General features: G+C 67.9%; 7 protein-coding genes and 1 tRNA gene. 5 read left to right on the forward strand and 3 right to left on the reverse strand.

From position 1 onward, the window contains the following. Positions 1 to 144 precede the first annotated feature (144 nt). Positions 145 to 228: transfer RNA gene (locus tag VGI12_01410), tRNA-Leu, on the reverse strand. A gap of 241 nt (positions 229 to 469) precedes the next feature. On the opposite strand from VGI12_01410, the gene VGI12_01415 reads away from it, so the two are divergent. The 5 genes from VGI12_01415 (at position 470) to VGI12_01435 (ending at position 6991) form a co-directional block, all read left to right on the forward strand. Next, positions 470 to 1042 (forward strand): hypothetical protein, encoded by a 573-nt coding sequence (locus VGI12_01415; GenBank protein HEY2431300.1) that lies wholly within the window; start codon positions 470 to 472, stop codon positions 1040 to 1042. A 130-nt stretch (positions 1043 to 1172) separates the two neighbouring features. After that, positions 1173 to 2015 carry a Ku protein gene (locus tag VGI12_01420; GenBank protein ID HEY2431301.1) on the forward strand — a complete coding sequence of 281 codons (843 nt, stop codon included), beginning with the start codon at positions 1173 to 1175 and terminating at the stop codon, positions 2013 to 2015. 4 nt (positions 2016 to 2019) lie between these two features. Then, positions 2020 to 3366 carry an SUMF1/EgtB/PvdO family nonheme iron enzyme gene (locus VGI12_01425; protein HEY2431302.1) on the forward strand — a complete coding sequence of 449 codons (1347 nt, stop codon included), beginning with the start codon at positions 2020 to 2022 and terminating at the stop codon, positions 3364 to 3366. Further along, the gene (locus VGI12_01430; protein HEY2431303.1) at positions 3332 to 4318 is read left to right on the forward strand and encodes an L-histidine N(alpha)-methyltransferase; all 987 of its coding nucleotides are present in this window, start codon (positions 3332 to 3334) and stop codon (positions 4316 to 4318) included. Before VGI12_01425 ends, VGI12_01430 begins: the two co-directional genes overlap by 35 nt. Positions 4319 to 4462: 144 nt before the next feature. Beyond that, the gene (locus VGI12_01435) at positions 4463 to 6991 is read left to right on the forward strand and encodes a DUF5916 domain-containing protein (GenBank protein HEY2431304.1); all 2529 of its coding nucleotides are present in this window, start codon (positions 4463 to 4465) and stop codon (positions 6989 to 6991) included. A gap of 107 nt (positions 6992 to 7098) precedes the next feature. Here the strand turns inward: VGI12_01435 and VGI12_01440 are convergent, their stop codons facing one another. Together VGI12_01440 and VGI12_01445 are read right to left on the reverse strand one after the other, a co-directional pair. Beyond that, positions 7099 to 8073 carry a WYL domain-containing protein gene (locus VGI12_01440; protein HEY2431305.1) on the reverse strand — a complete coding sequence of 325 codons (975 nt, stop codon included), beginning with the start codon at positions 8071 to 8073 and terminating at the stop codon, positions 7099 to 7101. 57 nt (positions 8074 to 8130) lie between these two features. Continuing rightward, complete coding sequence (locus VGI12_01445; GenBank protein ID HEY2431306.1) at positions 8131 to 12234, reverse strand: DNA/RNA non-specific endonuclease; 4104 nt, start codon at positions 12232 to 12234, stop codon at positions 8131 to 8133. Between the last annotated feature and the right edge of the window lie 16 nt (positions 12235 to 12250).

The following is a 12250-nucleotide window of genomic DNA, read 5'->3' on the forward strand; positions in this document are numbered from 1 at the left end:
CGCTTGAATCGGGCGCAGTGCCCGTTTTTCACGGATTGGCTAACTATCGTGTCCGGCGCGCGTCTGACGCCGCGTACCCGGCACCAGGTCGCGTCCCCCCAAAACCACTCGAGCCCATCCATTCGAGCGACGGGAGCGGAGGCGTGCGAAAGGGGGGAGTCGAACCCCCACGGCCTTTCGGCCACCGGATCCTAAGTCCGGCGCGTCTGCCAGTTCCGCCACTCTCGCCCACTCGACTCTCGCTCCACGCAGGGGGGGCCGGCTTACCGCAGCCGTCTAGCGTAGCACATGCAATAAAGGACATTCCCCCTGTAAATAACGGAGGTTCTCCCTGTAGGACTCCGCTACGCCTCAACCGGGTACGGCGGCCGCTCTTTCGGCTAACAGCCTCTGGCTTGGTTCCTGCAACCACCCCCGGCGTGAATTCGTACGTCGGGCGGCCCAGCAGCCCGACAGGAGGATGAGACTCATGAAGCGACTTCTGACAGCAATGGGATGTGTCGCGGCGTTCGCCGTCGGCCTCGCGGCTCAGTCGACCGCGACCGGCACGTCCGGCGCGGCCTCGCAGAGCGCGACCACGCAGGCCGGCCAGCGCGGCGGCGGGCCGCGCACCATCACCGGGTGCGTGAAAGCCGGCGACACCGCCGACACCTACATGCTCACCAATATCGAAGGGATGGGTGGACGCGGCGCCGGCGCGGCGGCCAGCAGCACGACCGCCAGCACGAGCGGCTCCGCCACGAGTGATACCGCCGCCGCGGGCGCCGCCATGCAGGGCGGCCGCGGTATGACGAGCCTGATGCTGAGCGCCGACTCGAGCGTCGATCTCAAGGCCCACGTCGGCCACAAGGTCGAGGTGACCGGCAGCCTCGCGGGCGGCGGACGCCGCGGCGGCACCGACGCGGCCGCCGGCAGCACCACCACATCGGGCACGGCCAGCGGAACGAACGCAGCCGGCACCACCGGTACAGAGGGCGGCGCCCGTGGAATGCGCTCGATGACGGTGACCTCGCTGAAGATGGTCAGCGACAGCTGCAGCTAGACGGCAGCAGGAGAAGGTAGCAAGTAGAGACGCCAGCCCGCACGATGTCGGGCTGGCGTTCCCACGTACAGCAGCCATCGGCGGTTGGATTTCCTACCTCGCGACGGCGGAGGCTCCCATGGCGCGTTCGATGTGGAAAGGATCTCTCGCGTTCGGACTGGTGAGTATTCCGGTCGAGCTGTACAGCGCGACGCGCGATCACCGGCCGAAGTTCCGGCTGCTGCACGCGAAGGACGAAGAGCCGGTCCGCTACGAGCGCGTCTGCCAGAAAGAGGGGAAGCCCGTCGCCTGGGAGGATCTGGTCAAAGGTTACGAATACGCGAAACACCAGTTCGTCGTGCTGACCAAGGACGACTTCAAGACGGCGGCGCTGGAGAAGACGAAGACGATAGACATCATGGACTTCGTCGATCCGAAGGAGATCGACGAGCGCTACTTTGAGACGCCTTATTATCTGACGCCCGGCACCGGGGCAGATCGGTCGTATGCCTTGCTGCGGGAGGCGATCCGTCAGTCGGGGCGCGTCGGGGTCGCGAAAGTCATCCTGCGCGACGCGCAGCACCTCGCCGCCATCGAGGCGATCGGCGACGCGCTCGTGCTCACCATGATGCGCTTTGCCGACGAACTGGTCGATTTGTCCGAGTTCCGTTTTCCCAAGCACTCGGGCAGCCGGGCCGCCGAGCTGACCATGGCCCGCCACCTGATCGGAAGTTTCGAGGCGGCGTGGGATCCCCGCAAGTACACTGACGAATACAAGGAGAACCTGATGCGGCTCATCGAGGCGAAAATGAAGGGCAAGGCGCCCAGGTTCGTCGCCGAGGATCACGGGCCGAAGCAGGCCGAAGTCGTCGATCTGATGGCCCGGCTGCGCGCCTCGCTCAAGGGCAGGCGCGCCGCCCCGAAGCCCAAGCACGCGGGATCCACGCGCCGGGCCGGCGCGTCGAAACGACCGAAAGGAAAGCGCGTAGCATAACCAGATGCCGACGATGACCCGCGTCGACGCCACCGCCGCGGCCGCATGGTACCGCCGCAACCGCGCGCGCTCCGCGGCCCTCTTCGACATGATCGATCCGTCGGCGTACTACACCCGACCGATCGCGCTGCGTAACCCGATCGTGTTCTACGAAGGGCACCTGCCGGCGTTCAGCGTCCTCGCGTTCCTGCAGCGGGGCCTCGGACGCGGCCCGATCGACGTGCGGTTCGAGAGGCTGTTCGAGCGCGGCATCGATCCCGATTCGGTCGATGCGGCGGTGCCGCGCAGCGGCGCGTCGACGGTGTGGCCGGCCCGCGACGAGGTGCGCGCGTTCGGCCGCGCCTGCGACGAGGCGGTGATCGCCGCGCTCGCCGATCTGCCGGCGGCGGCAGGGGCCATCGAAGGGCTCTACACCGCCCTCGAGCACGAGGCGATGCACCAGGAGACGCTCCTCTACATGTGGCATCGGCTGCCGTACGCGTCCAAGCGCGCGGTCGGCTCTCTGCGCGGCGAGCGCCCGCTGTCCGATGGCCGACATCCAATCGTCGACGGGCGCTCCTCGGGTGGTGGTGCGGCCACTCTGGCGGCGGTCGTCGTCCCGGATGGCGACGCCGTACTCGGCGCCGATCGGTCGGTCGCTGCCTTCGGCTGGGACAACGAGTTCGATCGGCATGTGTCGCACGTGCCGTCCTTCGAAGTCGACGCGCAGCCGACCACCAACGCGCAGTTCCTCGAGTTCCTGGACGCCGACGGTTATCGCCGCCGCGACCTGTGGAGCGACGAAGGCTGGGACTGGATTCAGTCGGAGCGAGTGCAACATCCGGCCTTCTGGTTAGCCGCCGATCCGTCGGATATCGGTGACGGCTCTGGGGCCATCGGACGGCGATGGCTCTGGCGAGGCATGTTCAGCTGCGAGCCTCTCCCATCGAACGCGCCCGTCTATGTCAGTCACGCGGAGGCCTCCGCCTACGCCGCCTGGAAAGGGCGGCGGCTGATCACCGAAGCCGAGTGGCACCGCGCCGCGGAAGGGGCGACCATGGGCCACGCCGATTTCGCCGGCTTCGATCCCGTCGACAACGGGTCCTTCCCTGGCGGCGCCAGCCTGCATGGCGTGCAGGATCTCGTCGGCAACGGGTGGGAGTGGACGTCGACGATCTTCGGGCCGTTCGACGGCTTCGCGCCGATGCGGTCGTATCCGGAATATTCCGCCGACTTCTTCGACGGCCGCCACTACGTGATGAAGGGCGCGTCGCCCGCCACGGCGCGCGAGCTGATTCGTCCGAGTTTCCGAAACTGGTTCCGTGGCAATTATCCGTATGTCTACGCGAAGTTCCGAACAGCTCGCGGCTGAGTTCGCGGCCGACGTGCGGCGCGATCTCGCGCTGACGCCGAGACAGCTGCAGTCGAAATACCTGTACGACGCGCTCGGCTCGTCGTTGTTCGAAGCCATCTGCCGCCTGCCGTGGTACCGCATCACCGGTGCGGAGCGCCATCTCCTCGAATCGCACGCCGACGACATCGTCGAAGCCGTGGCCGGCCCTGCGGCGACGGCCGCGTCGAGCCCCGGCCCGCTCATCGTCGAGCTGGGGTGCGGCAGCGGCGAAAAGATCGTGATTCTGGCGGAAGCGCTGCAGGCGGCTGGCCGTCGGGGCCGCGTCCACCTCATCGACATCTCGAGCCAGGCGCTCGAGCAGTCGGAGCGGACGCTCGGCCGGCTCCGGCACATCTCGGTCGTCGGCCATCGCGACACCTATGAGGCCGGCCTGCGCGAGGCGGCGCGGCAGCGCGATCCCGACAGCCCGATGCTCGTCCTCCTGCTCGGCTCGAACATCGGCAATTTCGACGCGCCGGCGGCGGCGCAGTTCCTGCGCGCGATCCGCCTGGCGCTGGCCCCGGGCGACGCGCTGCTGCTCGGCGCCGACCTCGTCAAGCCGGAGCGCGAACTGCAGCTCGCCTATGACGATCCGCTCGGCGTCACGGCGGCGTTCAACCGCAACCTGCTCGTCCGCATCAACCGCGAGCTGGCTGGCACGTTCGACCTCGACGCGTTCGCGCACGTTGCGGTCTGGAACCGCCGCGAACACCGCGTCGAGATGCACCTCGAGAGCCGCCGCGACCAGCGCGTCACGATCGACGGGTGGAGCGTCGCGTTCGCGATCGGGGAGCGGATCTGGACGGAGAGCTCGTACAAGTACGCGCCGGATCAGATCGTCGAGATGGGGGCGCGGGCCGGCTTCGGCATCACCGAGCAGTGGATCGACGAGCCCGCGCGTTTCGCGTTGAATCTGTTCGCCGCGATCTGAATTCCCTTTTCTAGCCATCCCGCGTGAACGGGCGGCTCCGCCCGTGCGCAGCCTCTCGCGCATCGCGCCTTTCCAGGACCAATGCCGCGTCGCGACACTTCCTTGCAAACCCGCGCGCGCTCGACCCCGTCTAAGGAAGGGTCGATGCTAAAAATCTCACTTCTGCTCGCGCTGGCCGGTGTGTCGGGGCTGGCGAGCGAGGGCGGCGGCGCGTCGGGCACCATTGCGGCCGTCGCGGTGCCGGGGGCGACGGCGATCAAACTCGGGTCGTTCAGCGAAGACGTCTGGGGGGCGGTCCCGGCGGTCAGCGATTTCCGGCAGCGCGAGCCGAAGGACGGCGGCGCACCCACGTTCGCGACCGACGTCAAGGTCGCCTACGACGCGGAAAACCTGTACGTGGCGGTGCGTGCTCACGATCCGCAGCCCGAGCGGATCGTCGGCCATCGGACCCGACGGGATGCCGAGTCGCCGTCGGACTGGATCCGCGTCATGGTCGACTCCTTCCACGACAAGCGGACCGCGTTCGAGTTCGGCGTGAACCCGGCTGGCGTCAAGAAAGACATCTACTGGTACGGTGATTCGAACGAGGACAGCGGCTGGGACGCCGTCTGGGACGTCGCCGTTGCGCGGGACGCCGACGGCTGGCGCGCCGAATTCCGGATTCCGTTCAGCCAGTTGCGCTTTCATCCGTCGGACGATGCCGTCTTCGGCTTCGCCGTCGTGCGCGAGATCGGCCGGCTGCAGGAGACCGACACCTGGCCGTTCATCTCCAAGAGCGCGAGCGGCATCGTCTCGTCCTTTGGCGATCTGACGCACCTCAAGATCAGTCAGTCGCCCAAGCGGCTCGAGCTGGTGCCCTATGCGGTGGCCCAGGTCGATACGCAGCCCACCGAGCCCGGCAATCCCCTCGTGTCGTCGCGCGATCAGCAACTGTCGGGAGGCGCGGATCTGAAGTACGCGGTTCGCCCGGGCGTCACCCTGACCGCGACGGTGAACCCCGACTTCGGCCAGGTCGAGGCCGATCCGGCCGTGGTGAACCTCTCCGGTTTCGAGACGTTCTTCGCGGAGCGCCGTCCCTTCTTCGTCGAAGGCAGCGGCATGTTCAACTTCGATCTCGACTGCAACGACGGCAGCTGCAGCGGGCTGTTTTACTCGCGGCGCATCGGCCGGCAGCCGCGCGGCGCGCCGGATCTCGTCGACGGCGCCTACGCGGTCGTCCCGCAGCAGACGACGATTTTCGGCGCGGCGAAGCTGACCGGGCGGCTGGGCAAGTTCTCGTTCGGCGCGCTCGACGGGGTCACCGCCGACGAGCAGGCGACGATTGCGGACGGGGCGGTGCGCACGCGGCAGATGGTCGAACCGCTGACCAATTATGCGGTGCTGCGCGCCCGTCGCGAGTTCGCCAACCAGTCGGCGCTCGGCTTCATGCTCACCAGCACCGCGCGGCGCCTCGACGGCGTCACCGGGTTGCTGCCGGATTCGGCGGTGACCGGCGGCCTCGACTGGGACTGGCGCATGCTGAAGCGTTATGCCGTCCAGGGCTACTGGGTCGGCAGCACCGTGCACGGCGACGCGCCGGCGATCGATCTCCTGCAGACGAGCACCGTGCATGCGTTCCAGCGCCCGGACGCCGAACACGTCGAAGAGGATCCGACCCGCACGTCGATGAACGGCAACGGCGGCCAGGTCTCGTTCAGCAAGATCGGCGGCGCGACGATCCGGTTCAACTCGAGCCTCAACTACAAGAGCCCGGGTCTCGAGATCAACGACATCGGCTTCATGCAGCGCGCCGACACGCGCTCGATGAACAACTGGATGCAGTGGAAGCGCGACACGCCCTGGCGGTTCCTGCGCAGCGTGCGCTGGAACCTGAACCAGTGGGCCGGGTGGAACTTCGGCGGCGATCGCCTGCAGAACGGCGGCAACGTCAACGCCCATTGGGTCTTCCGGAACAACTGGGCGACCGGCGCTGGCTACAACCTCAACGCCGCCAACTTTGACGACCGCGCCACCCGCGGTGTCGGCCCCGGCGCCATCGGCGTCAGCAATCGCAACTACTGGCAGTACCTCAACACCGATTCGCGCAAGCCGGTATCGGCGGCGGTGTTCTTCAACTCGGGACGCGACGCGGCCGGCGGACACTGGATTGGCTGGAGTCCCAGCGTCACCTACCGCCCCAGCTCGTTCGTCGAGATCAGCAGCGGCGTCGACTGGAGCCGCCAGGTCAACGACGCGCAGTGGATCGAGAACCGTCCGGACAACACCTATGTGTTCGGCCGTCTCGACCAGCACACCGTCTCGATGAACTGGCGCGTCAACTACACGATCACGCCGCAGGTCTCGGTGCAGATCTACGCTGCGCCGTTCGTCTCGACCGGCGACTACGATCATTTCAAGGCGCTGCTCGACGGACGCGCGCCGCACTATGCCGACCGCTACGCGCCGATCGCCTACGACGGCACTCCCGATTTCAACTACCGCTCGTTCCGTTCGACCAACGTGCTGCGCTGGGAGTACAAGCCCGGCTCCGCGCTCTTCGTCGTCTGGCAGCAGGGGCGCGAGGACGTCCTCGACTACGGGACCTTCCGGTTCGGGCGCGACCTCGGCGGCACGTTCGACGCGCCGGCGCACAACGTGTTTCTCGTCAAGATGAGTTACTGGATCAACCAGTAACGGCAGCCAGGACCCGCGGCGCGACGCGCCGGCTCCCATCGACATCGCCGGCGCCGGCGAGGACACCATGAACCTGGACGAACACGGGAGTCGCGCCGCGCGGCGTGTCAGTAGCGCGCCGCGGCAGCGTCGATCTCCGTCTTGATCTCGACGACCAGCGCGGCGGGCGAGATCACGCGGGCGAGGGGCCCGAACGACAGGATCCAGCTGCGCAGCGCCCAGTCGTTGGAGACCTCCAGGCTCAGGACGACCGCCCCGTCTGCGCGCGCGGTGGTCGACTGCGAGGGATGCCAGGTGCGTTCAGTGATGTAGGGAGCGATGCGCCCGTCGAAGACGATCTCGACGTGCTCGGGCGGACCCTCGTGCACGCCCAGCGAGTGCGCGAAGATCGTGTCGGGCAGCTCCGCCGGCGTGAACCGTTCCTCGTGCAGTGACACGCCGCGGATGCGCGCAACGCCGAAGGTCCGCACCTCCCGGTATTCCGGCACGTAGGCGAACAGATAGAGGCCGTCCGGGGAGTAGATCAGCCGGTACGGCTCGATCACGTATTCCTTCTCGCGCCGGCTCGACATCGAGAAGTACTTCATCGTCGCGCGGCGGTGGTTGAGCGTCGCGTCGAGGAGCTTTGCGACCAGCTCCCGGCCGGCGCGGCGGTCTCCCTCCGCTGACGCCGACCCCTTGGCCTGGAGGACGAGCGGCAGACGGTCGAGGAACCGGCGCATCTGCGGCGTCAGCACCGCCGCGAGCTTGTCGAAGGCGGCGGCGACATCCTGCTGGAACGGCGTCGCAGCCAGCATTTCGACCAGCGTGCGGCTGAAATAGAGCGCGCTCAGCTCGGCCAGCGTGAAGCCGGTGTCGTCGAGCCGCCGGAACGCCTTCGACTCGAGCGTCCAATAGCGCTTGCCGTCGATGAGCTCGTCGAAGAGGGGGAACCCTGAAGTCTGCAGCGCTTCGAGGTCGCGCCGAATCGTGCGTGTCGTGACGCCGGTGCGGCTGGCCAGATCGTCGATGGTGAGACGGCGCGACGCTTCCAGGTCGCGCAGGACCGACCACTGGCGGATGACTTCGGCGTTGCGCGGCACGTCCCTTAACTTATCAGGTGTCCCGCGCCACGGCCGGCGGCGGCGCCTCTCGCGCCCCTATGGCCGGCGCACGCGCACGTCCGTCCGAGCCGTCGACACGTTGCCCGATCCGTCCCCGCACGACACGGTGATGGTGTAGATGAGCGCCAGATCCTTCTTCGGTTCTCTCTCCGCTTTCAGCAGCACCAGATGCGGTCCCACCACGACGACATCGACGTCGGGATCCTTTTCGCCCTTCCGGGGGCCATGATCGATCAGGTCGTCGGCGTTGCTCGTCACGCTCAGCGAGCAGACCGGAGCGCCGACGTTGTCGGTCGCCGTGTAACCGACGAGAACCGGCCACAAGGTGTTGGTCGAAAAGAACAGCGTGTCTGGCGTCGCTTTGAGATTGCTGATCACCGGCGCGAGCGTGTCGACGACGGCGAGCGACGAGGTGGCGGCGGCCGCGGCGACGTTGCCATCGCCGGCATAGCTGAAGGCCACCGTGTAGGGACCGCCGGACGGGGTCAGCGATCCCGTGGGGAGCGTCGCCGAGAACCGCCCGTCTGCCGCAATCGCGGCTGCCACGGTCGACCCGTTGAGGGAGATCGCGACGCTGCCGCCCGGCACGACTCCACCCGCCAGGATCACGCCGCCGAGCGTCGTCGACGCCGTCCCGGCCTCGATCGAGGGGGACGAGAGCGACGTGAAGCCCGCCGTCGCCTTGCTCACCGTGAAGATCTGGGTCACCACTGGCGCCGGCCCGTAGTTGTCGCTGCCCTCCTGCGAGGCGGCGATGCTGCAGGCACCGGCAGCGACGATGGTGATCGTGGCGCCGTTCTGACCGCCGCTGACGCACATGCCCGACGCGGCGAAGACGACCGGATTGCCCGACGCGCCGCCGCCGGCGCTGACCGTGAACGGCGCATCGCCGTAGGTCCGATCGCCGAGGGCGCCGAACGTGATCGCCTGCGTGCCCTTGTCGGCCGTGAAGGTCTGATCCACCGGAACAGCCCTGGCATAGGCCTGGCCGGCGTTCGTGCCGCCCGGCTGCGTCGCGCGGATCGTGACCGGCCCTGCGCCGAGCAGGTGGACCGTGCCGTTCGCGTCGATCGTCGCGGGTCCCGACGTCACCGTGAGCGTCACCGGCAGCCCGGAGTCCGCGGTGGCCGTGACGACGAAGTCGGCGTCGCCGAAACGATGCGCGGCGATCGGCGCGAACGCGATTTCCTGCGCCTGAGGGTTGTTGCCGTTGATGCCTGCCTGGATGCAGTTCTGGATCTTCGGCGGGACGTTGGAGAAGAGGTCGTAGCCGGTCAGTGCCTCGACGGCGTCGACGGTGGTCAGGTAGTTCATCCAGTCGTCGGGGCTGTTGGTCCGGATGCCCTGGGCGTTGGGCATGATCACGGCGATGGTGCGGGCCGCACACGTCACGCGCGACGCGTCGTCGGCGCCGCGATCGAAGGGCAGGACCAGCGCGACCTTCCAGGTGTAGGCCGGGACGGTGACGTGGCCGTTGTCGACAGTCGTGGCGAATCCGTTGCTGCCGGTGCCGCCGGCGCCGGCCGGACCCGACACCACGTAGATCTCGTAGGGCGGATTCTGGCGATCGGTGCCAAGGAGCGACCGGAGGTAGTTCTCGAGGTTCGCCCACGGACCCTGGTTGTTGTCGGGCGCCTGGGCGACCATGTTCGACATCAGGTAGGTCGCCTGGTTGATCGGAATCGACGTCTCCAGGTCGCGATCGGCGTTGGGCGTCATGTGGCCGCGATCGAAGCCGCTCGATTGGAAGCTGAACGACTGGACGCGATACCAATCGGGCGGCACCTCGGGATCGGCGCGGAAGGTGTCGACGCGCACGAGCGTGCCGAACCATTCCGGCGTCAGGTGCCAGCTCACCCAGTTCGGCCGTCCGAGGCTGCGGTTGTACGACAGCGCATACTCCGGCTTCGTCATCAGGTAGTTGTCCGGCTGATTGACGTCGGCCGTCGCGCTGGTCGGATTCCCGAGCGTGAGGTGCACGCCGGCGGGATACGGTGGCGCGGCGCCAGTGGCGATCGAGAACGACCATGAATAGTCGGCCGGCAGGTGATCGGTGCCCGGCTGCAGGTCATCGGTGTCCTGGTCCGATACCTGATCCTTGAAGACGGTCGCCGTACAGGTCTCGCCGGCGGCGAAATTCGCGTTCGGAGTGATGTACTGATCGCGCGCGCCGGGGCCCGTCGCGGTGGTGGCGCTGTCGTGCACGCCGGTCGTCGAGCAGACGAGGTGGAACCACGCTCCGGACACGTCGACCGGCTCGGTGAAGCTGACCTCGATTGTCGCGTCGCGCGGCGCCGTCACGGCGCCGGGCAGCGGATCCGTCGTGAGGACGGACGGACCGATCTCGACGATCGGCGCCGTCGTGAACGGCGAAGGCGGACCGGTGGCGAAGTCGGCGCCGTTGTCATTGGTGTCGATGAAGCCGGCGCCCTGGCGGAAGAGCGCAGTCGCCGGACCCGGCTGCGGCGCCGCGGTGGCGCCTTCGTGGCAGGTGGCGCTGCCGCCGTATCCGACGAAATCGCGGACGTGCAGACTGGAGATCGGGCACGGGCCGGTCAGCGTGTCGCCGTTGTCGACCAGCGCCACCTTGCCGGTCGTCTGGCTCATGTTGATCTGGCCGGAGATATTGGCGTCGGGCAGCGCCGCGCCGTTGGCGCCGCCAGACGCGAGCGCGACGAGATAGTACTGATTCGGCGCGATCGTTCCGCCGAGCGGCTGCTTGTTGTCCCAGCTCGTGCCGGTGGCCGCCGCGTACTGCAGCGACCATCCGGCGAGATCGACGGTCGTGCTCCCTCGGTTATAGAGCTGCACGAAGTCGTTCTGATAGCTGGCGCCGCTGTTGCCGCCGCCGCCGTACAGCTGACTGATGACGATCGTGCTGTTGGCGAGGGGCGCCGTCACGGTGACGGGCAGGTTGAACGAAAAAGTACGGCCTTGATCGTCGCTGAGGGTGATCGGCAGCTGTTTCGGCCCGGGAGCGATCGCCGCGTCAACGGTCGCCGCAAACGTGAACGTGCCGGTCCCGTCTGCCGGAAATGATTGCACAGCGTTCCCGCCGATAGCTGAGAGATCGCCCGTCACCGTCACGCCGGTGCTCACCGGATTGGTACCCGGCGTGGCGGTGACGGTGAGCGTCGTGGTGCTCCCAGCCGGCACGCTCGCCGGACTTGCGCCGCCGGTCGCCGTCGGTGACGTCGCCGACACGACGGTGATCGAGACGGACGACGTCGGGGCGCTCCGCGATTGATCGTCGGTGATAATGGCGCTGAGCGACGTCGCGCCGCCGCTGATGCCGCTCGGGACGACTCCGGCGAACGCGAACGTGTTGCCGCCTTGATTCGTGAACACCGGCGTGCCGAGCCCGATCGAGACCAGATTCCCGGTAACGGCCAGGCCCGTGCTGGTCGGATTCGTGCCGGGTGTGACGTTGACCGTCAGCGTGATCGGATCGCCCGGCGCGTAGCTCAGTGCGTTCGACGTCATCGTGCCGGACGGGTTCGTCGACGACGCGCTGCATGGCGCGAAGATCGCGGCGGTGTTGCGGGGGTTCGGCGCGCCTGTCGAGAAATCGCTCGCGTTGTTGTCGGTGTCGGCGCAGCCGTTGCCGCCCCTGAACGCGGCTGTCGTGTTGGAGAGCCCCGGGCCGATCGCCCCTTCGAAGCAACCGCTCGTGCCCGGGCTGTTATACCCGAGGACGTCGACGACGCCCGCCGGGCATGCACCCGTCAGGCTCGTGGTCGCAGCGGAGAGCGCGACCTTCCCGGCCGTCGCACTCATCGCGATCGTGCCGCTGGCGTCGGGCGTCGGGAGACTGGTGGTGCCGCCCGTGCCGGCGGATTCCTGGACGAGATAGTACTGTCCGGGCGCGAGCGTCACGGCCGTAAGCGGCGTGACCTGCCAGGTGGTGCCCGCCGCCGATGCGTACTGCACCGACATGCCGGCCAGGCTGACCGGCGTGTTGCCGCGGTTGAAGAGCTCGATGAAGTCGTTCTTCCACGTGGAGCCGGCATTGCCGCCGCCGCCGTAGACCTGGCTGATGACCACGCCGCTCGACACCGCCGCGACGCCATCTGATCGATGCAGCAGACAGCCGGCGACGGCGACGAACACGAAGAACCCGCGAAGAATCCTGGAGCGCATGAAGGCAACCCTTTGC

Source organism: Vicinamibacterales bacterium, from assembly GCA_036496585.1.
GTDB lineage: Bacteria > Acidobacteriota > Vicinamibacteria > Vicinamibacterales > 2-12-FULL-66-21 > JAICSD01.

What these genes read in the sequence shown, in the direction of transcription:
- VGI12_01435 (HEY2431304.1), top strand. Translation starts at nt 4,463, where the DNA reads ATGCTAAAAATCTCACTTCTGCTCGCGCTGGCCGGTGTGTCGGGGCTG.
- VGI12_01430 (HEY2431303.1), top strand. Translation starts at nt 3,332, where the DNA reads ATGTCTACGCGAAGTTCCGAACAGCTCGCGGCTGAGTTCGCGGCCGAC.
- VGI12_01415 (HEY2431300.1), top strand. Translation starts at nt 470, where the DNA reads ATGAAGCGACTTCTGACAGCAATGGGATGTGTCGCGGCGTTCGCCGTC.
- VGI12_01420 (HEY2431301.1), top strand. Translation starts at nt 1,173, where the DNA reads ATGTGGAAAGGATCTCTCGCGTTCGGACTGGTGAGTATTCCGGTCGAG.
- VGI12_01425 (HEY2431302.1), top strand. Translation starts at nt 2,020, where the DNA reads ATGCCGACGATGACCCGCGTCGACGCCACCGCCGCGGCCGCATGGTAC.
- VGI12_01445 (HEY2431306.1), bottom strand. Translation starts at nt 12,234, where the DNA reads ATGCGCTCCAGGATTCTTCGCGGGTTCTTCGTGTTCGTCGCCGTCGCC.